The 22224-nt window shown below is 61.8% G+C and carries 20 protein-coding genes and 1 tRNA gene; 9 read left to right on the top strand and 12 right to left on the bottom strand.

The window, feature by feature from the left end:
* Positions 1-9 precede the first annotated feature (9 nt).
* Entirely contained in the window at positions 10-807 is a 798-nt protein-coding gene (locus GHT07_RS02860) for a sulfite exporter TauE/SafE family protein (RefSeq protein WP_153583549.1), read from the top strand.
* Between the two features lie 151 nt (positions 808-958).
* Here the strand turns inward: GHT07_RS02860 and GHT07_RS02865 are convergent.
* Positions 959-1045: transfer RNA gene (locus GHT07_RS02865), tRNA-Leu, on the bottom strand.
* 42 nt (positions 1046-1087) lie between these two features.
* On the opposite strand from GHT07_RS02865, the gene cysM reads away from it, so the two are divergent.
* From cysM to GHT07_RS02880, 3 genes are read left to right on the top strand one after another with little or no spacing between them, the layout of a single operon-like run.
* The gene (gene cysM / locus GHT07_RS02870) at positions 1088-2002 is read left to right on the top strand and encodes a cysteine synthase CysM (protein WP_153583550.1); all 915 of its coding nucleotides are present in this window, start codon (positions 1088-1090) and stop codon (positions 2000-2002) included.
* Positions 2003-2013: 11 nt separating this feature from the next.
* Positions 2014-2547: an NUDIX hydrolase gene (locus tag GHT07_RS02875; RefSeq protein ID WP_153583551.1), complete on the top strand. Its 534-nt coding sequence runs from the start codon at positions 2014-2016 to the stop codon at positions 2545-2547.
* Between the two features lie 11 nt (positions 2548-2558).
* Positions 2559-2786, top strand: coding sequence for a sulfurtransferase TusA family protein (locus GHT07_RS02880; protein WP_153583552.1), 228 nt, complete (start codon positions 2559-2561; stop codon positions 2784-2786).
* Positions 2787-2788: 2 nt separating this feature from the next.
* Here the strand turns inward: GHT07_RS02880 and galU are convergent, their stop codons facing one another.
* Positions 2789-3679, bottom strand: coding sequence for a UTP--glucose-1-phosphate uridylyltransferase GalU (gene galU, locus GHT07_RS02885; RefSeq protein ID WP_153583553.1), 891 nt, complete (start codon positions 3677-3679; stop codon positions 2789-2791).
* 106 nt (positions 3680-3785) lie between these two features.
* Here galU and GHT07_RS02890 point away from each other — a divergent pair, with 106 nt between their 5' ends.
* Positions 3786-4790: an NAD(P)-dependent oxidoreductase gene (locus GHT07_RS02890; RefSeq protein WP_323740762.1), complete on the top strand. Its 1005-nt coding sequence runs from the start codon at positions 3786-3788 to the stop codon at positions 4788-4790.
* Positions 4791-4835: 45 nt separating this feature from the next.
* Here GHT07_RS02890 and GHT07_RS02895 read toward each other — a convergent pair whose 3' ends face one another.
* The 4 genes from GHT07_RS02895 to GHT07_RS02910 all read right to left on the bottom strand — a co-directional run bounded on the left by GHT07_RS02895 (position 4836) and on the right by GHT07_RS02910 (position 10349).
* The gene (locus GHT07_RS02895) at positions 4836-7739 is read right to left on the bottom strand and encodes a valine--tRNA ligase (RefSeq protein ID WP_153583555.1); all 2904 of its coding nucleotides are present in this window, start codon (positions 7737-7739) and stop codon (positions 4836-4838) included.
* Between the two features lie 71 nt (positions 7740-7810).
* The gene (locus tag GHT07_RS02900; protein ID WP_153583556.1) at positions 7811-7999 is read right to left on the bottom strand and encodes a DUF2783 domain-containing protein; all 189 of its coding nucleotides are present in this window, start codon (positions 7997-7999) and stop codon (positions 7811-7813) included.
* Positions 7996-9711: an FAD-dependent monooxygenase gene (locus tag GHT07_RS02905; RefSeq protein WP_153583557.1), complete on the bottom strand. Its 1716-nt coding sequence runs from the start codon at positions 9709-9711 to the stop codon at positions 7996-7998. Before GHT07_RS02905 ends, GHT07_RS02900 begins: the two co-directional genes overlap by 4 nt.
* A gap of 2 nt (positions 9712-9713) precedes the next feature.
* Positions 9714-10349, bottom strand: coding sequence for a VOC family protein (locus GHT07_RS02910; protein ID WP_153583558.1), 636 nt, complete (start codon positions 10347-10349; stop codon positions 9714-9716).
* A gap of 241 nt (positions 10350-10590) precedes the next feature.
* On the opposite strand from GHT07_RS02910, the gene GHT07_RS02915 reads away from it, so the two are divergent.
* On the top strand, positions 10591-12240 hold the full coding sequence (locus GHT07_RS02915) for a hypothetical protein (RefSeq protein ID WP_153583559.1): 1650 nt from the start codon (positions 10591-10593) through the stop codon (positions 12238-12240).
* A 44-nt stretch (positions 12241-12284) separates the two neighbouring features.
* Here the strand turns inward: GHT07_RS02915 and GHT07_RS02920 are convergent, their stop codons facing one another.
* The 4 genes from GHT07_RS02920 to GHT07_RS02935 are packed head-to-tail and all read right to left on the bottom strand — an operon-like array spanning position 12285 to position 17771.
* Positions 12285-13619 (bottom strand): outer membrane protein assembly factor BamB family protein, encoded by a 1335-nt coding sequence (locus GHT07_RS02920; RefSeq protein ID WP_153583560.1) that lies wholly within the window; start codon positions 13617-13619, stop codon positions 12285-12287.
* Positions 13589-14521: a TauD/TfdA family dioxygenase gene (locus GHT07_RS02925; RefSeq protein WP_153583561.1), complete on the bottom strand. Its 933-nt coding sequence runs from the start codon at positions 14519-14521 to the stop codon at positions 13589-13591. The genes GHT07_RS02920 and GHT07_RS02925 overlap by 31 nt, the downstream gene beginning before the upstream one ends.
* A complete protein-coding gene (locus GHT07_RS02930; RefSeq protein ID WP_194792799.1) occupies positions 14518-15600 on the bottom strand; it encodes a sulfotransferase family protein in 1083 nt (360 codons plus the stop codon). The genes GHT07_RS02925 and GHT07_RS02930 overlap by 4 nt, the downstream gene beginning before the upstream one ends.
* Positions 15600-17771, bottom strand: a complete 2172-nt coding sequence (locus GHT07_RS02935; RefSeq protein ID WP_153583563.1) for a sulfotransferase — start codon at positions 17769-17771, stop codon at positions 15600-15602. The genes GHT07_RS02930 and GHT07_RS02935 overlap by 1 nt, the downstream gene beginning before the upstream one ends.
* Positions 17772-17984: 213 nt before the next feature.
* Between GHT07_RS02935 and GHT07_RS02940 the strand changes: the two genes are divergently transcribed.
* The 3 genes from GHT07_RS02940 (at position 17985) to GHT07_RS02950 (ending at position 20457) form a co-directional block, all read left to right on the top strand.
* Positions 17985-18407, top strand: coding sequence for a rubrerythrin family protein (locus GHT07_RS02940; RefSeq protein ID WP_153583564.1), 423 nt, complete (start codon positions 17985-17987; stop codon positions 18405-18407).
* A gap of 99 nt (positions 18408-18506) precedes the next feature.
* Positions 18507-19862 (top strand): (Fe-S)-binding protein, encoded by a 1356-nt coding sequence (locus tag GHT07_RS02945; RefSeq protein WP_153583565.1) that lies wholly within the window; start codon positions 18507-18509, stop codon positions 19860-19862.
* 4 nt (positions 19863-19866) lie between these two features.
* The gene (locus GHT07_RS02950; RefSeq protein WP_153583566.1) at positions 19867-20457 is read left to right on the top strand and encodes a DUF3501 family protein; all 591 of its coding nucleotides are present in this window, start codon (positions 19867-19869) and stop codon (positions 20455-20457) included.
* A gap of 1 nt (position 20458) precedes the next feature.
* On the opposite strand, the gene ugpQ is transcribed toward GHT07_RS02950, so the two are convergent.
* Positions 20459-21193, bottom strand: a complete 735-nt coding sequence (ugpQ, locus tag GHT07_RS02955) for a glycerophosphodiester phosphodiesterase (RefSeq protein WP_153583695.1) — start codon at positions 21191-21193, stop codon at positions 20459-20461.
* 4 nt (positions 21194-21197) lie between these two features.
* Positions 21198-22220, bottom strand: coding sequence for a sn-glycerol-3-phosphate ABC transporter ATP-binding protein UgpC (gene ugpC / locus GHT07_RS02960; protein WP_153583567.1), 1023 nt, complete (start codon positions 22218-22220; stop codon positions 21198-21200).
* Positions 22221-22224 lie beyond the last annotated feature (4 nt).

Genomic DNA, 22224 nt, shown 5'->3' on the forward strand with positions numbered 1-22224 from the left:
CGGGTGAGCATGTTCGCGCTTGACTGGATGTTGGTGACTGCTGGTGCCGTGACGGGCCTGCTCGTCGGCTTGACGGGCGTGGGCGGCGGCTCGGTGATGACGCCGTTGCTGCTGCTGGTCTTCGGCGTCGCGCCGCATTCTGCGATCGGAACGGATCTGTGGTTTGCTGCCATCACCAAGACGGCGGCCACACGCGTGCACCACGGCGCAGGCCTGATCGACTGGCAGGTGGTGCGGCGGCTTTGGTACGGAAGCTTGCCTGCATCAGCCCTGACCTTGTTGTGGATGACGATGGTGCCCATCGGCGCCGACACAGCTTCACTGCTCAAAGTGATGGTGGCGTGCGCAGTGCTGTTCACGGCGACAGCGATGGTGTTCCAGAAGCAGTTGCATGAGCTGGGGCGCCGCTTTCGCGTGCAGTCGGTCGAGACATTCAAGCACTGGCAGCCGCCGCTGACCATTGCAGCAGGCGCACTGCTCGGCGCGCTGGTCACGCTCACGTCGATTGGCGCAGGCGCCATCGGTGTTGTGCTGCTCGCGTACCTCTATCCGTTGCGGCTGACGCCATCGCGATTGATCGCAACGGACATTGCGCACGCGATACCGCTCGCGGTGTTTGCCGGCATGGGGCATTTGCTCATCGGCAATGTGGACGTCAGCCTGCTGGGCAACTTGCTGATCGGCTCTTTGCCTTGCGTGGTGCTGGGTGCCTTGCTGTCGAGCAAGCTGCCGCAAAAATGGCTGCGTGGCGCGCTGGCGGCGATCCTGCTATTCACCGGCTACAAGCTGCTGATGTCGGCGCATTGAGGGAATTGCGCTGCGATCCCGCTAGCGACACCGCGAGCCCGCAGCAACGCGCAGGGCGAGTGCCATTTGCGAGGGATCCGGCTTTGCCGGTCCCGACCAACTGATAAAAAACAACCCCAAAAACGCGCAGCGTTTTTGGGGTTAACTGTTTTGGTGCCGGAGGCCGGAATCGAACCGGCACGAGTTTTACCTCGGGGGATTTTGAGTCCCCTGCGTCTACCAATTTCACCACTCCGGCGACTGAGAGAGCGAAGCCTGAAATTATGGCACAGTGGTGCGCATGCATTCCCCGATTCAGTACCCGACGATCGAAGACGCGATCGGCAATACGCCGCTCGTCGCGCTGCAACGCCTGAGCGCCGACGACAACCGCCAGCGCGGCAATGTCATCCTTGGCAAGCTCGAAGGCAACAACCCTGCGGGCTCCGTGAAAGACCGGCCCGCACTGTCGATGATCAAGCGCGCGCAAGAGCGCGGCGACATCAAGCCCGGCGACACGCTCATCGAGGCAACGTCGGGCAACACTGGCATTGCACTCGCGATGGCTGCTGCCATCAAGGGCTATCGCATGGTGTTGATCATGCCGGAGGACCTGTCGATTGAACGCGCGCAAACGATGAAGGCGTTCGGCGCCGAACTCGTGCTCACGCCCAAGAGCGGCGGCATGGAATACGCGCGTGACCTCGCCGAAAACATGCAGCGCGAAGGCAAGGGCGTGGTGCTCGACCAGTTCGCCAATGCAGACAATCCGCGCATCCATTACGAGACCACCGGCCCCGAGCTTTGGGCGCAGACGCAAGGCCGCATCACGCATTTCGTGAGCGCCATGGGCACGACAGGCACCATTACCGGCGTCTCGCGCTTTCTCAAGGAGAAGAACCCCGCGATCCGCATCATTGGCGCGCAGCCGAGCGAGGGTTCGCGCATTCCGGGCATTCGCAAGTGGCCGCAGGCCTACATGCCCAAAATCTATGACGCGAGCACCGTTGACGAGCTGGTCTACGTGAGCCAGGACGATGCCGAAGAAACGTGCCGGCGTCTCGCACGCGATGAAGGCATCTTCGCGGGAATTTCCGCAGCCGGAGCCTGCTGGGTGGCGCAGCAGGTGGCCAGCCAGGTCGAGAACGCGACCATCGTGTTCATCGTGTGCGACCGCGGTGATCGCTATCTTTCCACGGGCGTGTTCCCCGCCTGATGGCCAGCACCATGCAGCACGAATACAAGTTCTGCCCCAACTGCGCGAGCGATCTGCAGTGGATCACACAGGCCGAAGACGGCGGCGAGAAGCAGCGCCTGCGCTGCCCAGAGTGCGCATGGACGCACTGGAACAATCCGACGCCCGTGCTCGCGGCGGTGATCCAGTACCAGGATCGCATCCTGCTCGCACGCAACGCGGCATGGGCCAACAGCAAGATGTACGCGCTGATCACCGGCTTCATGGAAGCGGGCGAAACACCGCAAGAAGGTATTGCCCGCGAGATCAAGGAAGAAACAAATCTTGATGCGACCGAGCTGAACCTGATCGGCGTGTATGACTTCCAGCGGATGAACCAGGTCATCATCGCCTACCATGCGCTCGCGCAAGGGGAAGTGCGCTTGTCACCCGAGCTCGTTGACTACAAGCTCTATGAGTACGACGCGATCAAGTGCTGGCCAGCGGGCACCGGGTATGCGCTGGCCGACTGGCTCAAAGGCCGCGGCTACAACCCCGAGTTCATCGAATTTGCGAAACGCGTGTAAGGACAGTCATCATGGAAATTCACAAAGAAGTCGACACGCGCGGGCTGAACTGCCCACTGCCCATTCTGAAGGCCAAGAAGGCGCTGACGGACATGGTGTCGGGCCAGCTGCTGCGCGTCATCGCGACCGATGCCGGATCGGTGCGTGACTTCCAGGCGTTTGCCAAGCAAACGGGCAATGAACTCGTCGAGCAGGAAACACTGGGCGACGAATTCATCCACGTCTTGCGCAGGCGCTGAGCTCAGGGGCTTTTCAACGCGCGCAGGTATTGCTGGAAGCCCGCGCCAACTTCGGGGTGCTTGAGGGCAAATTCCACCGTCGCTTCCAGAAAGCCCTGCTTGCTGCCGCAGTCGTAGCGCTTGCCTTCGTATTCGTACGCGTGCACACCTTCGGTCGCCATCAGCTTGGCGATGCCATCCGTGAGCTGGATCTCGCCACCCGCGCCGCGCGGGTTGTTGCGGATCTGCTCGAAGACGGCCGGCGTGAGGATGTAGCGCCCCGCGACGCCCATTCGCGAAGGTGCGACTTCGGGCTTGGGCTTTTCGACCATCCTGTCGACTTTGATGAGCCTGTCGCCAGCGTGGATGCCGGCGACGATGCCGTACCGCTGCACGTGGTCGACAGGAACCTCCTGCACGGCTAACAAAGATGTCGGCACTTTGCGAAATACGTTGACCATTTGTGTCAGAACCGATGGCCCGTTGTCGGGGCCGCACATCAGGTCGTCAGCCAGGAGCACCGCAAACGGCTCATCGCCCACCAGGGGCTGCGCGCACAACACCGCATGGCCAAGACCGAGTGCGCGGGGCTGCCTGATATAGGAGCAGTCCATGTCCTCAGGCGTGAGACTGCGCAACAGCGCGAGCAGCTCGTCTTTCTGGCCGGCCTGCAATTCGTTCTCAAGTTCGTAGGCAGTATCGAAATGATCTTCGATGGCGCGCTTATTGCGTCCTGTCACGAAAATCATGTGGCGGATGCCGGCGGCGTAAGCCTCCTCAACCGCGTATTGAATGAGCGGCTTGTCCACAATGGGCAGCATCTCTTTGGGCTGGGCCTTGGTTGCCGGCAGGAACCGGGTTCCCAGGCCTGCCACCGGGAAGACGGCCTTGCGAATTTCTGTGACTTTGTTCATGGACTGGGAAAATGATTACCGCTAAAGTTTGCCCACTTTTTTTGGGCCGGGCATCGTAGTTTCGGATCGAAGTTCAGCTGTATCTGTCAGACAAGGACGCAACCCGGTGGACATCTTACTTCTCGAGCGGCTGGTGCCAGAAGCACTTGAATGGCTCGAGGCTCGCCACACGGTTGAGTGCCGCCCCGACCTCGCGCTGGACGCGAGCGCGCTTCGCAAAGCCGCCTACAACGCACAGGCCATGGTGCTGCCGCGCAAGGTGGTTGTCACCAAAGAATTCCTCGACTTCGCACCCGTGCTCAAAGCCGTTGCGCGCATGCATGTCAGCAGCGACAACACCGATCTTGAAGCCTGCCGCGAACGCAACGTGCGCGTCATCCAGGCCACCACCGCCAACGTGCGCTCCAACGCTGAATACCTGCTGGCAGCGCTGTTGCTGCTCTACAGGCGCGGTATCGGCTCATCGCTGATCGGTGACCGTCATGCGGACATTCGCCTGGGCCGTGAACTCCATGGCAGTACGGTCGGCATCATGGGCCTGGCGCCTACCGCCCACGCGCTGGCCATGATGCTCAGCGCACTGGGCGCCAAGCTCATTGGCTACGACCCGGCCGTGCACCACACGGCGCCGATCTGGAGCCGTTTGCAGATCCAGCCTGTGAGCCTGCAGGAGCTGTTGACGCAATCAGATTCGATTTCCGTGCAGATGATCTATGCATCGCGCTACCAGCGCTTCATCAACGACAAGCTGCTGGCCCACTGCAAGCCGGGCCAACTGTGGGTGAGCATCAGCCGCTCGCAGTTGTTTGACCCGCATGGCCTGGCGGCCGCTTTGTCTGATGGCCGTATCGAAGCCTGCATGCTTGACGGCGCCGAGGCGGGCTTTGCCTCCAAGGGCTCGCCGTTGCATGAGCTGGAAAACCTGTTCATCACGCCGCGCCTGGGTTCGCACACGCGCGAGTCGAGGCTGCGTGCCAGCTGGTACGTCGCGCATCGCATTCACGAAACGCTCACGGCCGTGCGACCAACCGGAATGGACGCGTTGAGCAGCCAGCACATGGACCTGGAGCTGCCGGGCCCCGAGCCCACGCCCCAGTTCATCATTCGCTAACAGCCGGTCGCGGCCAGGCCCGCGGTCTCCGGGCCACGGGCCAGGTCAGCCCAGGCGCGCCAGCTGCTCCTGCAGCTTGGCCAGCGTCACCGTGAAGTCAGCGATCCGCGTGCGTTCCTGCTCGATCACCGCTGGCGGTGCCTTCGCCACGAAAGCCTCATTCGACAGCTTGGTGGTGGCTTTGGTGAGCTCTGCCTGCAGCCGCGCGACTTCCTTGCCGATACGCGCTTTCTCAGCGGCAACATCGATCTGCATGAACAGGCACAGGCGCGTCTCACCGACCACGGCTACGGGAGCGGACTGCGCTGCTGCAGCCCACGCCGATTCATCGTCGAACACTTTCACTTCGCTCAGTCGTGCCAGCGCTTGCAACACGGGTGCAGCTTGCTGCAAAAAGGCCGAATCGCCCACTGCGTAGAGCGGCAGCCGCGTACCCGGTGACACATTCAATTCGCCACGCAGCTGGCGGCAGCTCTCGACCATCGACTTCAGCCGGTCGACATGCGCGATGGCAACCGGGTCGATCTTTGCGGGTTGCGATTGCGGATAGGGCGCAATGCTCACGGACTCACCCGCGATGCCAGCCACTGGCGCGACCTTTTGCCACAGCTCTTCCGTGATGAACGGAATGACCGGGTGCGCCAGCCGCAAGATCGCTTCGAGCGTGCGGATCAGTGTGCGGCGCGTGGCGCGCTGCCTGCTCTCGTCATTGACCTTGGCGGCTTCACGCAGCTGCACCTTGGCAATCTCAAGGTACCAGTCGCAGTACTCGTTCCATGCGAAGTCGTAGATCGTGTTCGCGACGTTGTCGAGCCGGTAGTCGGCAAAGCCTTGCGCCACTTCGGCCTCGACCTTCTGCAGCACCGAGCTGATCCAGCGGTCGGCCTGGCTGAAGTTCATGTAGCCGTGTGCGGGGCCGCCGGGCTGGCATTCCTGCTTGGTGTGTTCCTTCAGCCCGCAGTCTTCGCCCTCGCAATTCATCAGCACGAAAGCCGTTGCGTTCCAGAGCTTGTTGCAGAAGTTGCGATAGCCCTCGCATCGCTTCGTGTCGAAGTTGATGTTGCGCCCGAGCGTGGCGTAGCTCGCCATCGTGAAGCGCAAGGCATCCGCGCCAAACGCCGGAATCCCTTCAGGAAATTCCTTCTCGGTGTTCTTGCGCACGGCAGGCGCTGTCTCGGGCTTGCGCAGGCCAGTGGCGCGCTTGTCGAGCAGCGGCGCGAGCGCAATGCCGTCGATCAGGTCGACCGGGTCGAGCACGTTGCCTTCCGATTTGCTCATCTTGTGCCCATGCGAATCACGCACCAGGCCGTGGATGTACACGTGGCGGAAGGGCACCTGCCCCGTGAAGTGCGTCGTCATCATGATCATCCGGGCGACCCAGAAGAAGATGATGTCGTAGCCGGTAACGAGTACTGTGGAAGGCAGGTACAGATCCATGTCCTTCGTCTTCTCGGGCCAGCCGAGGGTCGAGAAGGGCACGAGGGCCGATGAATACCACGTGTCGAGCACGTCCTCGTCGCGGCGCAGCGTTTTGCCGGGCGCCTTCGCCTGTGCTTCAGCCTCACTGCGAGCGACGTACACATTGCCTTCGCCGTCGTACCAGGCCGGGATCTGGTGGCCCCACCACAGCTGGCGCGAAATGCACCAGTCCTGGATGTTGTTCATCCACTGGTTGTAAGTGTTGACCCAGTTCTCGGGCACGAACTTCACGGCGCCGGAGTCCACGGCGTCGATGGCTTTTTGCGCGATCGACTTGCCCGTCGGGTCCTTGTCGCTGACTTTCGACATCGCCACCCACCACTGATCGGTGAGCATCGGCTCGACAATCTGGCCGGTGCGGGCGCAGCGCGGCACCATCAGCTTGTGCTTGCGCTTTTCCACGAGCAGGCCGAGCGCTTCAAGATCGGCCACCACCTTCTTGCGCGCATCGAAGCGGTCAAGGCCGCGATACGCAGCGGGCGCGTTGTCGTTGATCTTGGCGTCGAGCGTGAGCACGCCGATCATCGGCAGCTTGTGGCGCAGGCCGACGGCATAGTCGTTCTGGTCGTGCGCAGGGGTGACCTTCACGACGCCTGTGCCGAATTCCTTGTCGACGTATTCATCGGCGATGACGGGAATGCTGCGGCCGCACAGCGGCAGCGTCACCTGCTTGCCGATCAGGTGCTGGTAGCGATCGTCATCGGGGTGGACCATCACGGCCGTGTCGCCCAGCATCGTTTCAGGGCGCGTTGTCGCCACGGTGAGTGAGTCTGAGGCCGCAGCCGCAAGGCTGCCATCCGGATCCACCAACGGATAGCGGATGTGCCAGAGAAAGCCGTCTTCCTCTTCGCTTTCCACTTCGAGGTCGCTCACCGCCGTCTTGAGCTCAGGGTCCCAGTTCACGAGCCGCTTGCCGCGATAGATCAGGCCCTGTTCGTACAACTGCACAAACGTTTCGGTCACGATCTTCGACAGGCCCTCGTCCATCGTGAAGTACTCGTGCGACCAGTCAACGCTGTCGCCCATGCGGCGCATCTGCGTGGTGATGGTGTTGCCGCTTTGCTCCTTCCACTCCCACACGCGCGAGACGAAATTCTTGCGGCCGAGGTCATGGCGCGACTGGCCTTGCTCTTGCAACTGGCGCTCGACCACGATCTGCGTTGCGATACCCGCGTGGTCGGTGCCCGGTACCCACAGCGTGTTCAAGCCGCGCATGCGGTGGTAGCGCGTGAGCGAATCCATGATCGTCTGGTTGAACGCATGGCCCATGTGCAGCGTGCCGGTAACGTTCGGTGGCGGCAGCTGGATCGAGAAGGCGCCGGCCTCGTCGTTGGCGACGCCCGTTCCGCGATAGCCTGCGCGCCCGTAGCCGCGCTGTTCCCACAGCGGACCCCAGCGCGCCTCGATGGCGGCGGGTTCGAATGATTTGGACAGGCTCTTCAGCCCGGGTTGCTCGCGCGTATCGCTCATAGATGGTGTCACCTGAAAAATCGCTGGTGCGACTCTTCAGGTACCTGGCTCTTCGTGGTGGAGGCCAGATTTTACGTTGGCAACTGCCGCGCTGCGTCGATGCATTCCTTGAGCAGCTTCGCGTCGCCGATCTGGTTGGCCAGCAGCAGGATCAGCCGGGCATTGAGCAGTTGCGATTCGTCGGCAGACAGCCCCTCGTGCGAGTCGAGCAGCTGCTCGTAAAAGCCATCGGCGTCCTGCAGGTTCAGCGCTGTTTTCATTTGTCACCTCCCACTGCGCCAAGCGCCCTGGCCAGCGCGTCGATCAGCGATGCATCCACTACTTCACCAGTCGCCGCGATATAGCTGTCAGGCCGCAGCAGCGCCCATGCGTGGCCGAAGACATGGCACGCGCCCTGCAGGTGGCCTTTGGGGTCGCGCACATGTTCCTTCACGCGGGCCGGCTCGTCGGCGCCGAGCACCTGCACGCACAACAGCGGCGCGCTCGCGGCCAAGGCTTTTGTGCGTTCGATGCAGGCGTCGCTCACGTCACCAAACAGCAGCAACAGCATGCGGCTGCCGGCCCATGCGAGCAGGTCGTTCACCGTGCCCGCCGAGCCGTCTGCCCACTGGAACGAAACGTTCTGCACCGGCAGGCCGCCCGTGTCGCAGCACGCGCTGGAGCGTGTGTACGGATTGGCAATCGCCATGCGCCCCGTGTTGACGAACTGCCGCGCAAACACGTGTTGCCGCGCGAGGCTGAGCGCCGCTGTGCGAAACAGCTTTTCAACCCCATCGGCAGGCCGCAGGAAGCGCGCCGTGCGGTTGGTCACCAGCACGTTCTGCGTCGCCGCTTCATGCCGCTCGTCGTGATAGCTGTCGAGCAAGGCGGGTGCCGCGTGGCCGCTCATGACCGCCGCGAGCTTCCACGCCAGGTTGTCTGCATCGGCAATGCCGGTGTTGCCGCCACGCGCGCCGAAGGGGCTCACGACTTTGGCTGCATCGCCCATGAAGAACACGCGGCCGCAACGCATCTTGTCGATGCATTCGCTGCGATAGGCATAGGGGCCAACCCAGACAATCTCGATCTCGCAGTCCGCGCCGAACTGCCGCGTGAGCCGCTCGCGCACCACGTCTTCGCGGCTGACTTGCTCGGGGTCAGCGTGCGGCGCCATCTGGTAGTCGATGCGCCAGACGTTATCGCCCATCAGGTGCTGCCACACCGCGCGGTTTTCATTGAACGGTGCTTCGATCCACGTGTGCCGCTCCACGGGCGGATGCTTGCTGAAACGCACATCGGCAATGCACCACCTGTCGTCGCCCTTCCTGGCTGTGACCGATGCACCCGCCCATGCGCGAAACGGGCTGCGCGAGCCCGTCGCGTCGATCACATGCTCGGCGCGAATGCGGTAGTCGCCCGCAGGCGTCGTGACGGTGAGCGTCGCGCCCGCGTCGTCCTGCTCGAAGCCGATCACGCGGTTACTCCAGCGGATCTCAGCGTGGCCGAGATCGTGGATGCGCTCGACAAGGTAGCCCTCGATGTAGAACTGCTGGATGTTGATGAAGGGCGGCTGCGACGAGAGGTTGAATGCGCCTTGCTGGCGCAGGTCGAACGAATACACCTCATCGTTGCCCGCGAACGTGCGGCCCACGCTCCACTGGATGCCCTTGGCGGCGATGCGTTCATAAATGCCCAGGCGCTCGAAGATTTCAAGCGAGCGCTGCGTGTAGCAGATGCCGCGCGACGAAGCGCCTTTGACGCCCACGGTGTTGTCTTCGTCGAGCAGCACGCAGCGGATGCCGTGGCGTGCGAGCAGGCCAGCGAGCGTCAGGCCCGCCAGTCCGCCACCGACGATCACGATGGGGTGATGCGCCGTCTCACCGCTTGCGATTTCAGGCGGCGCGACGAAAGGGTATTCAGGCAGCTGGTAGCCGCTGCCCGCGGTGAACTCGTAGCTGTTTGAGAAGCTTGTGGGCGCGTAGTGCGTGGCCATGCCTAGTCCTTCTTCACGAACTCCGGCCTGTCGTTTTGCTGCGGCTTCAGCGCGCCTGCGGCGCGGCCGGCAGCGCGGTCGGCGCGCCACTGCTCCTTGCGGGCCGTCCATTCGGCAAGCCGCGCATGCGCAGTCTTGCTCTCTTGCAGCATCTGGAATTCATCGGCGAATTGCGCGGTGAGCTCCAGGCGCACGCCGTTGGGGTCGAAGAAGTAGATGCTGTGGAAGATGTGATGGTCGGTGATGCCCAGCACGTCAATACCGTGCGCTTCAAGCCGCGCCTTCATGTCGCGCAAGTCTTGCTGCGAATCCACGCGAAATGAAATGTGATTGACCCACGCTGGCGTGTTGGGTGAGGGCAGGGCCGCCTCGTCGTTGCCGAGATCGAAAAACGCGATGAACGAGCCGTCTTGCAGCCGGAAGAAAAAGTGCGTGTACGGGCAGTATTCACCCGTGCTTGGCACCACATCGCTCTGGATGATGTGATACAGCGGCAAGCCCAGGATGTCTTCATAGAAGTGCCGCGTTTCCTCTGCGTCTTTCGCGCGGTAGGCATAGTGGTGCAGCTGGTGAATAGGCGCTGGTGCGGGCAGCGTGGAACCCACAGCCTGGGGAGAAGATTTGAGGACGGCGTTCATGTCTCTTCCGTTTACTAATGCGTAACGCATTTACTATACCGTAATGCATGGCGTCGCGGCCAAGAGCCGTTGGAGGGCGGGGAGCGTCACGCGTTAAGCCTCGCGTCAGGCAACAAGCCGCGTAATGCATTGGTTTGCAAATATGATCGGCGCGCGCTGATCTCCCGCTCCCGCTTGCAGTACGGAGCGTGTCCCAACCCGTAGCCCGCGAGAGCCGGTACTGCAAGAACGTCTCTTCACTATGAATCCAGCTTCCAGCGTCCAGCAGTCCAAGCCTGCTTCCTATCCATTCAATGCGTCCGGCATTGCGGGTGCACAACTGGGCGCGAGTGTCAGCATCGATGCGCAGAAGCGCTTTGTCGCCAGCATCAACCGGGCTATCGGCGACGATACGGCGCTCAAAGAAGAAGACCCCTCAAACGGGCTCACGCATCAAGAGTTGACGGCCTTGCGGCGCGAGCGGGACCGACTGGCGCCGTTGTGTACCGATGACGCCGGCGCGCTCGCGCTGGCCGTTGATCTCAGCGCGCCTGTCAGGCGCGTCCTCACGGACGCACTTTGCGGCGTGGGTCTCACCGTTGTCGACCATCAGGCGTCGCAGCAGCCCCGCGTCTCGTTTCATCTTCATGCAACGCAGATGAAGCGGCCGCCGCCAGACGATGGCGTGGTCGGACCGGCGAATGACGATGAGGATGACGATGAGGATAACGATGACCGTGAGGTGGTAGGACCGGACGTGGCTGGCGCGCCTGCGCAAGCCGAGGGAGCGCGACGGGTGGGCCCGGGCAGGGACGTCAAGACGGACCTTGCCGACGCGCTGGCTGCAGGTGACGCCGCTGGGGTGACTGCCGTATTGGACAAGCTGGTAAGGGCCGGCCTCTGCCCGCAGCGAATCGCCGAAATCGTGACCGGCGAAGACGATTCGCCTGGACACGTTGGCTTGTGTCTTGCGCTTCTGAACGGACACGCCGCTACAGTGACTGCGTTTCTGGAAGGTTTGAAAGAGGCAGGGCTAAGCCCGCATCAAGTGGCCGCAATTGCTGCTGGTCAAGAAGGCCCTGAGAACACCCCTTGTTTGAGCGGCGCGCTTGGCAATGGCCACGCGGCAGCGATCACCGCGTTGATGGACGGCCTGACAGGCGCAGGCCTGAGTGCGCAGCAAGTGGCCCAAATCGCCGCCGCCAAAATCCATGGTCAGCACTCCACTTTGGTGATTGCGCTGAAAAGCGGACACGCTGCAGCAGTGACAGCTTTCGTTGAAGGCTTGAAAAGAGCAGGCCTCGGCCCGCAGCAAATTGCCGAAATCGTCACCGCCAAAAGTTCGGATGCGCTCCCTGGGTTGGCCAGTGCGCTTCGCGAGGGGCACGCACGTGCCGTGACGGCGTTTCTGGAAGCGCTGACAAAGGCAGGCCTGCGCCCGCAGCAAATTGCCGACATCGTCACCGCCAAATTTCATGATGGGCACACCGGCCTGCACTGGGCGCTTTTCAACGAACATGCGGCCGCGGTGACGGCGTTCATGGACGGTCTGGCAGGAGCGGGCCTGAGCGGGCAGCAAGTTGCCAATATCGTCGCCGAGAAGGATTCTCGTGGGTGCCCTGGGCTGTTCTACGCACTTTTCGGCGGGCGTGCAGCAGCAGTGACAGAGTTGATGACGGGCCTGGAACGAGCGGGCCTCGGTCCGCAGCAAGTGGCCCAAATCGTCGAAGGAGTCTGCCTACCGCGCAAACTTGCCCCTCGTGCCGATAAGAAGCCCGCAATAGCCGATGCACTTGAGGCCTATCAAAGGGGGCTCAACCGTTTGCAACGGCGAAACTTGCTCAGCCGGGAATACGTGGCACCCATCACTGCCTCGCTGGACAGGCTCATCGCAGGCCTACGAAAAGCCTAGTAGGCAACTGATCCTTCGCGGCCTTGCCGCCAGGGATCGCGGTTCTATCTTTCCCATGGACCCCGGGATGCAGCGCTCACCCGGTACTTCGCCAGCCCAAAAAACTCATCGCCCTGCGCCTCATAAAGGAACGGTTTGCTCGGCACCAGCACGCTGCCGTCGGGCCACATCGACAAGGTGCACACGCTCTCATGGGCCAACGGTGCGTGGGATGCAATCTGCCCCGTGAAGCGATCGAGCGTCAGCAGCACATGTGCCCTCGCCGCAAACCACTGCGCCGCCGACGCTTGTCCCAATGCGGCGACGCAATAAATGAACTGCTGGTTCACGCACAGCACGGAATTGATCTGCACGTCGGCGCCGGTCTGCTTCTTCAATTCAGACGTCCACAGAATCTCGCCGGTGGCAGACAAACAGACGACGTCTGACTTGATCGAGATATAGAGCCTGCCATCCGGCGTTGGGTTGGGTGACGCTGACGACGTGCCGGGCAAAGGTGTTTCCCACAGCACGCCTCCATCGTCTGTGGCGTGGGATGTGATGCATCCGCGCTGGTCGGCGCAGAACACCTGCGTCAGGTCGAACGACAGGGCCGGGCTGGTGTCGCAGCCTGGCCCCATCGCGACTTTGAAGGCGCGCTCCAGGTTCATCAAATCGATGCCGCACAGGATGCCGGCGCCAGCCGTTTCGCCAGCCGTTTCGCCAGCCGCAGCAATGAAGATGCGGCCACTGTGCGGGTGCAGCGCCGGCACGTTCTTGGCCGCCACGCCGATTCCCAGAAAGCGCCGTATCGCCGTGTCCACATACGAAGCATCGACGCCTCGTTGCTGCAGTCGCGCCCACATGCCCTCACCCGCGCGACCGCGCATGTGCGAATGCCCCACGCCTTGCGCCATCGCCACGCTTTCAAGGCGCAGCGTATGAAGTTGCGTGCCGTGCCCGGCGTCAAATACAGCCAGCACACCGTCGATCCCCAGCACCACGATCTGCCCTTGCGGCGCAATCATCACGCCCGACGTCTCGTGTGCAAACGGCACCTGCCACAGCAATTCGCCGTTGGCTGCCCAATGAAAAACGTGCGTGCCATCGGCAACCACGACACTGCCGCTTTGCGTCACGGCGGGCGACGTGAGGCTGGCACGCACTCGCGTTCCGCTGTGCCACAACACCTGCCCGTCACCGTTGAAGCACCACAGGCACCCGGCATCTTCGGTAGGTGCATTCAGCGTGGAAACAAATATGTGGCCGCTCGCGTTGTAGCAGGCCACTGTGGCTGCCGGTATGTTCTTGAGTGCGCGCCACTGCAAGTCCAGGTGCGGACCGCTCGCGCAATCAAGGTAATCTGAATTTAAGACATCACCGTGGCGGTTGGCCCACATGACAGTTCCCTGGAAGCGTTGGATGTTTGTTCGAGTTGTTTCAAATTCGACATGCGAACCAGCACTTTTCTCTTGAGGTCCTCGATTTCGCGGCGCCCATGCATCAGGCGCCGGTTGTCCACCAGCACCACATCGCCCGTCTGCCAGGGGATCGCTACTTCCAGCGCAGCAGACACCTCCAGCAATTCCTGGAAGATGTCATCTGAAATGCTTTCATTGCCGGTAAAGCGCACCAGGTTGCTGTCGAGCAGCCACACACGCTCTTGCATCAGGATGGGCAGTACGTTGTTGATGAACATCGGCTGGCCGCTGGCGTCATGAACGACCGCAGAGGTTTCGTAGCGCGTTTCAAGCTCGCCCGAAGGCGACAGGCGGCATTCGAGCCCATTGCGTTCACAAACCGCGCGGACTTCAGCTTCATCGCTGGTTTGATAGATCACGTGCCACTGCTGCGGTGTGTATCTGCGTATGTACGCAATGCGTCGCTTCAGGAACAGGTCACGTGTGCGGCGTGACAGCCGCTTGAAGAACTCTGCGCCGTCGCACAAGGTGGTCTCGCCGCCTTTCGACGGCGCCACCGCGCAGTAAAACCAGAGTAGCTGCGGCTTATGGCGGCGGTAATACATCTCGCCATGAAAGGGCACGGCAAAACTCTGGCCTTCGCCTGTCACGGACAGCAGTGTGGGGTTCTGGTTGATGGCCTTGCGCTCGAATGCGCCGCCCTGGTAGTCCATGAAGCCCTCGCCCAGGCTTTCCGAGAATTCGCAAAAGGTGTCGGCAGTTAAGCCGAATCCGCGAAAGAGCAGGGCTTTCCTGTCCTGCAGCAGGTCATGCGCAAGGGCAGGCTCGAGCGTGCCGGTCTGCGGCGAGATTTGCGCGCCGAATGTTTCAGGAAAAATCATGGTTGGTAGCCCCACAGGTCAATGGTCCGGTGCCAGTGCTGATAGATGCGGTCAGTCAGTGCCTTGTCCATCTGATACTGGTTCTGTTCGTAGCCACCCAGGGTGTCGAGGTACGCCTTGATGGGCTCTTGCGCCGTGTTGAAGCTCTGGATCTGCAGCTGGCTGTAGATCCTGTCGATGGTGGCCATCGGCGCGCGGCGCAACTCATCGAACGACACTTCCACGTACTGGTGCGCGGGCAGGCCTTGCCGCTGCTCGAGGTGGGCGGCCATCATGTCCACGTAGTAGCGCAGGCTGCGCGCTTGCCACTCGCCCTGCGTGATCGGCTGCAGTGCTTTCTTGAGCACCGCCTTGTCGAACTGCGCCATGCGCGAGACAAACACCTCGTAGGGGTTGCGATGGATGTGAATGAATTTGGCATCGGGATACATCGCCTTCAGCACGGCAATGCGGCTGGTATTGGGCGGGTTCTTCAGAATCAGCGGCTTGCCGTGCTGCGCAAACGAGAGCTTGCGCAGGAGATAGTCGTAGGAATTTCTCCAGCGCGTCAACTCGGCGTTGTCGATGTCTTTGAACAGGACGTACCTGTCGAAGTAGTCATCCATCCTCCCGGGGAAGTAGTAGCCGTGCCAGAAGCTGCCGGGTGCGAGCACGGCAAGCGCCACTTCTTCTTCAGAGGGCGATTGCGCGGCCAGCGCCACGTTGTCCATGTAGCGTTTGGTCTGCACAAAGCGCCGCGCGTAGGTGTCGCCTTGCGTCAGGAATGAATAGGGGTAGATCGACTGGATGACGTTCAGGTAGCCGAACGCCGGGTCTTTGCACAGGATGTTTTCCAGGTGCGTGGTGCCGCTGCGCCAATGGCCCACGATAAAGATCGGTGGCTGCTTGATCTGGTGGCTGGCGATTTGTTCGCCGTACTGGCGCGCTTCATCAAGCGCTTCAAATGAGTTCTTGATGCTCTTGGCGGTGAGGAAGGCGAACTTCCGCGCTTCATGAATGCGGAACTTGTTTTGCGCCAGGATGGACCACCACTGCGCGAAGGTCACGCCTGCAAATGGGTGGTAGATAGGGTCGGCCATCAGTGCATTCCTTCGAGGGCGGTGGCCCATTGGTCGAGTAGTTCGTGCACTTCGGCCGGCGCCACGGCGGGCTGCAAGAAGCGCACGATGATTTCTGCGTGCGTCTGGTGGTCGCGCACGATGAAGTCGATGAGGTAGTCACCCCGCAGGCCGCTGCTTGATTGATGCAGGTCGACGCGCGTGTCGTGCATGTCGCCCTCAGGCACGGGGAAGTAGTTCAGGCGCAGGCGCACCCGTTCAGGCAGCGCTGGCAGCTGGTTGTCGAGATACAGCCAGTCGTAAGCGAGCGACAACGCTGTCCAGTCTTTCACTGCGTGCTTCATGCGGCGGCTGTGCCTGGAGACACTCACTTCAGCCGTGCATGCCAGCGGCACATCGCCTGCGAGCCAGGCAACCAGGCCTGTGTAGTCGTGCTCGCTGTCAAACCGCCGCCGGTGAATGCGATGGGCAACGACTGCGCTGTCGCCCGGGTAAACCGCACGATAGGCGTGCTCCAGCGCGAGCGTGCATTCATGGAAGCGATAGCCTTTGCCGCCTGCGTAGGCGATCTGGCGCGTGATCACGCCTTGCTCGCTGCGTTCATGAACAGGCAGGGGTGCGCAAGGCGCAATCAAGGCCGCGAGTGCTGCCTGCGCCGGTGCAAGCGGGTAGTTCTTGCGCAGCTGCTGCATGGCAGCCGTGTAAGCCATGACGGATTGCGCGGGCAACGCAGCCATTGACCACAACGCCTCATGAAATGCCAGCAGCGCCTTGCCATCGAGCAGCAGGTGATGAAACCCATAGGCGACGCGATAGTCGTGCGCGCCAAACTGGCCTACCAGCACGCGAAACAGCGGGGCTTGCTCAAGGCTGATGCTTTGCGCCAGCGCGCCCACGCGTTCGGCAAACGCCTGTTCGCCCGCAGTGCCTGACTCAAACGTTTCATGAAGCAGCGGCACCTCGAAGCTGCGCACGGGTAAGCATTTTTGCGTCCAGCGGCCCTCATGCTGCACGAAGCAATGACGCAAGCCGGGAAAGGCCTGCAATAGCGCCGGCAGGCGCGCCCGCATTTGCTCGACGAGCCCGGCTGAATCGCGCCGCGTGGTTGTCATGACGAGGCAGAAGTGCGCGACCGCACCATTTGCCTTGAAGAACACGGCCTGGGCAGGCGTCAAAGGTATGCGCGAAGGCGCGTGCGACAAGTCGTAGCCCATCTGAGCTGCCAGGTCCACGGTGTCTGCGGCATAGGTATGACTGAGCCAGTCGTCCGCCCGCTCTTGCCACTTCATTGCGCGCTGGGTGGACACGTTCTGATGCAGGTAGAACTTCGGGTCAACCACGGTTTCCTGCGGGAGCGTGCCCTTGTAGGGCGACAGCATCGCGCTCTCGAAATCGATCTTCAGCAGGCGGCAGATCTTTTCGAGCTCGGCTTCAGGCGCGTGCACCAGGTTTTCATACGTGACCGTGACCTGGCGTTCAGCCGGAATGGTTTTCAGGAATTCAAGTGCAGTGCGATTGGCATTCACATAAGTTGCTTCGGCGATCTCGAATGAGGTTTTGCACCGGTTGTCAGGCGAGGGGTGATACGGAATCACCCAGTCTGAGGAGCCGGGCTGCGCCTGTTTGCGAATGCGCTCGTAGTTCAGCCGCAGGCGCCGCATGAGGCGGTCGAACCCATTGCTCATGAAAGAGTCGAATACATCGAATGGGTGTCGCGTGAGGAAGATGTAGAGCGGCTGCGTGTCGCAAACGGTTTCCGCCCTTTGCAGGATGCGCGGGTTGCCCAGGTACGACGGCGACTTGTCAACAAGAATGCGGCCATCGAGCTGCGCTTGCAGCCACTGGTAAATCTGCGCAACCGGCGTGTTGTTTGCGTAGAACGACTCGACGATCTGCTGTGCTTGCTCTTCGCCGACGAGCCGGGCCGCCGCCTCATGAAGCCCGCGGCCAAGCACGGTGCCGTTGAGCTGCCTTTGCGCATCACCCAGGTGGTCGAACGGCAAGAGATGCAGCTCCGCCGGCGCAAAGATCCTGGAATGGGAGTCGAGCATCGCCTTCAGCAGTGTTGAGCCTGACCGGACAGAGCTCAGGATGAACACCAGGGGAGGGGCTTGCAGGACGGGTGCCGCGTCAGAGGCCAGGACTGGCGGCGGTAACAAATCAGGTGGGTCAGAAGTCAGGTGCATCAGCATAGGCTTTATAGCCAAAAGTATGCAGAGGCTACCTTGGTACTACAAAGTATTCAAGGATCAGTATCTAAAAAACTACAAAGCTAGAGGGTCTGCGCCCAACCGATCCTTCGCACATCACTCCCCCAAACACGTCGTGGTTGAACCCGGGCGCATCACAGCAGCGCACTACACTAGCAACGCGTTCAACGTTTCCATTCATCACCGGAGAACACCATGCCAGCACTCAAAGGGTCGAAGACCGAAGAGAACCTGAAGGCCGCATTCGCGGGCGAATCTCAGGCCAACCGCCGCTATCTCTACTTCGCAAACAAGGCGGACGTGGAAGGCCAGAACGATGTGGCGGCGCTTTTCCGCTCCACCGCTGAAGGCGAAACGGGCCATGCCCACGGCCACCTCGAGTGGCTGGAGCAATGCGGCGACCCGGCTACCGGCCTGCCGATCGGCCCGACGCGCGACAACCTCAAGGCCGCCGTTGCCGGCGAAACGCACGAGTACACCGACATGTACCCGGGCATGGCCAAGACGGCGCGCGAAGAAGGCCATGACGAAGTGGCCGACTGGTTCGAGACGCTGGCCAAGGCCGAGCGCTCGCACGCCAACCGCTACACCAAGGCGCTGAACGAACTGGTTGACTGACCGGTGCGTTGACCAGTGCGTTGACCTCTCCCCGCCAGGAGAGGTCTGAGCTGAGGGCGTTATTCGCGCCTTCACCTCAGTCCTCAACAGAGCATGTCCATGGCCGCAGCACGTGAAGGCAATCTGGAGGCGCCCACACGCCACCCGATCGACTGGAAAAATCCCGAGTACTACGACGAGAAGAAGACGTTCGACGAGCTCGAACGCATCTTCGACATTTGCCATGGCTGCCGCCGCTGTGTGAGCCTGTGCGGCTCGTTCCCGACGCTCTTTGATCTTGTCGATGAGAGCAAGACCGGCGAGGTCGATGGTGTGGACCGCAAGGACTACTGGAAGGTGGTGGACCAGTGCTACCTGTGCGACCTGTGCTACATGACCAAGTGCCCTTACGTGCCGCCGCACGAATGGAACCTGGATTTCCCGCACACGATGCTGCGCGCCAAGGCGATCAAGTTCAAGAAGGGCGATGTCTCGCTGGGCGAAAAATTCCTCTCATCGACCGACGTGCACGGCCAGTTCGCGGGCATCCCTATCGTCGTGCAGCTTGCCAATGCGGTGAACCACACGAAGCCCGCGCGCGCGGCGATGGAGAAGGTGCTCAATGTGGACCGCAACGCGTGGCTGCCGGAACTCGCCACACGCAAGTTCCGCTCCAGCGCGCCCAAGTCGCCTGATTTTTCGATCAAGGATGGCGCGAAGACGCCCGGCAAGGTCGTGATCTTTTCGACTTGCTACATCAACTACAACGAGCCGGGCATCGGCCACGACTTGCTCAAGGTGCTGCAGCACAACGAAGTGCCGTATGTGCTGGTGAACAAGGAGAAGTGCTGCGGCATGCCCAAGCTCGAACTCGGCGATCTTGAGTCGGTGAATGAGAGCAAAGAGGCGAATATTCCGGTGCTCGCAAAGTACGCGCGCGATGGCTACGCGATCATCACGGCTGTGCCCAGCTGCACGCTGATGTTCAAGCAGGAAATTCCGCTGATGTACCCCGGCGATGCCGATGTGCAGGCCGTCAAAGAAGCCATGTGGGACCCGTTCGAATACCTCATGCAGCGCAAGCGCGACGGCTTGCTCAAGACGGATTTCAGCAGGCCGCTCGGCAAGATCAGCTACCAGGTGCCTTGCCATTCACGCGTGCAGAACATCGGCAAGAAAACCGAAGAGATGCTCAAGATGGTGCCCGAGACGTATGTGCAGACGAATGAGCGTTGCTCAGGCCACGCGGGCACGTTCGGCGTGAAGGTGCCGTATCACGAGCAGGCGATGAAGATCGGCAAGCCGCTCTTCAAGAAGATGGCCGAACACCCGCAGGGTGGCACGCCCGACTACATCAGCTCTGACTGCCCGCTGGGCGGTCATCACATCGAACAGGGTTTTGAGCGCAACGAGTTGGGCGCGCCGAAACTCGAACATCCTTTGACGCTCGTGCGCATGGCGTACGGCCTGGATTGAACACATGCAACTGACTGGAAGCATCACGCGCGAAAGCCTCATGACGCTGGAGGCGTACGCCAAATATCGCAAGGCGCACAAGGCCGATGTGATCGCGCATCGCAAGCTGCGCAGCGTGCACCTGGGCGATCACGTCACGCTGCAGTTCGAGAGCGAGACGAGCATCCGCTACCAGATCCAGGAGATGCTGCGCATCGAAAAAATCTTCGAGGAAGAGGGCATCCAGCAAGAGATCGAGGCTTATGCACCGCTCATGCCCGATGGCGCCAACTGGAAGGCGACGATGCTGATCGAATACCCCGACGAAAACGAGCGCAAGCGCGAGCTCGCGCGGCTCATCGGTGTGGAAGACAGGATGTTTGTCGAGGTGGAAGGGCATGGCCGCGTGTACGCCATTGCCGATGAAGACCTCGACCGCGAGAACGACGAGAAGACGTCAGCCGTGCACTTCGTGCGCTTCGAGTTCACGCCTGCAATGGTGTCGGCGATCAAGGCGGGTGCGGCGGTGAAGCTCGGTTGCGATCACACCAACTATCCCGCGCACATGACGATTCCGGCGGAGGCGCTGGCTTCGCTGGCAGGCGATTTGAAATAGGTCAGGCTGGCGAGAACAGGTCGACGCGGTCCGTGATGATGCCGTCGGTGCCCAGCTCGATGAGCCTCTCAGCAGCCCATTCATCATTCACGGTGTAGCTCAGGCAGCGAAAGCCTGCGCTCTTGGCCTGCGTCACGGTCGAAACATCCCACAGGTTCTGGTTGCACACGATCGCGACGCAATCGAGCGTCAGCGCGGTTTCGAGCCAGCCCTTCCACAGCGTGTCGAGCAGCAGGCCGCGAGGCAATGCAGGCGCTGCGCGTTGTGCGCCTTCCAGCGCGTCAGGTCGGAATGAAGTGAGTAACGGCTGCACGGCTTGGCCTGCCCACAAGCGTTGGGCTTCGGCGGCAACGACTGCACCGGTGCGCGCTTCCACGCCGGGCGTCGGCTTGATTTCGATGTTCAGGAACCAGCCGTTGTGAATGCAGTACCGGGCCAGCGCCGCCATCGTCGGCAGCGGCTCGCCCGCATACGTGCGTGAGTGCCAGCTACCGGCATCGAGCTGCGACAGCTCGCTCCACGGCTTGTCGCCGCCTGTGCCGTGGCCGTTGGTCGTGCGCTCCAGCGTCGCGTCGTGCATCAGGAAGGGCACGCCATCGGCCGACAACTTTGCATCGCACTCGAACATGCGATACCCATACGACGCGCCAACGCGAAACGCTGCCAGCGTGTTCTCGGGTGCGAGCTTGCCGGCGCCCCGATGGGCGATCCAGCGCGGATAAGGCCACTCGGCCATCGAGTCAGATGCGCTTGCCACTTGCAGCGTCGAACCAGTGCACGCGGTCTTCGCGCGGTGCCACGTGAATGATCGAATCAGGCGCGGGCACGGGCTGGTTTTCTTCGCAGCGCACGATGAGTTGTTCGCCCGGCCCGCTCGACGCGCCGTGCAGCCGCCCGTAGACGAGCCGTTCGGCGCCCAGCAATTCAGTCGTCTCGACTTTGACTTCCCAGCCGGTGGGCCTGATGTCGAGATGCTCTGGGCGGATACCCATGATCGAGCCGTCACGCGCACCTGGCGCGGCTTTGAGCAAGTTCATGGGCGGCGATCCGATGAAGCTGGCCACGAACGTGGAGGCAGGGCGGTGATACACCTCTTCGGGTGTGCCGAACTGTTCCATGCGGCCCGCGTTCATCACGATCATGCGCTCGGCCAGCGTCATCGCCTCGACCTGGTCGTGCGTGACGAAGAGCGATGTGATGCCCAGCTCGCGATGCAGCTTCTGGATTTCGATACGTGTTTGCGCGCGCAGCTTCGCGTCGAGGTTCGACAACGGCTCGTCAAACAAAAACACCTGCGGCTGGCGCACGATCGCGCGGCCCATCGCCACGCGCTGGCGCTGCCCGCCCGACAGCTGGCGCGGCTTGCGCTCGAGCAGCTGGCCCAGTTCCAGGATTGCAGCGGCCTTGTCAACGCGCGCCTTGATTTCTGCCTCGGGCACCTTCTTGATCTTCAGCCCGTAGGCCATGTTCTGGAAGACGCTCATGTGCGGATAGAGCGCGTAGTTCTGGAACACCATCGCGATGTCGCGCTCGGCGGGTTCCAGGTCGTTGACGACGCGCCCGCCAATGTCGATCTCGCCGCCCGTGATTTCTTCCAGGCCCGCCACCATGCGCAGCAAGGTGGACTTGCCGCAACCCGACGGCCCGACGATCACCACGAATTCATGATCGGCGATCTCGGCGTTCACGCCGTGGATTACCTGCAGCGCCTGCTTGCCTTTGCCGTACGTCTTGGTGACGTTGCGTAACGTGATTCCAGCCATCTGC

The sequence above is a fragment of the Caenimonas koreensis DSM 17982 genome (assembly GCF_009646335.1).
GTDB classification, from domain to species: domain Bacteria; phylum Pseudomonadota; class Gammaproteobacteria; order Burkholderiales; family Burkholderiaceae_C; genus Ramlibacter; species Ramlibacter koreensis.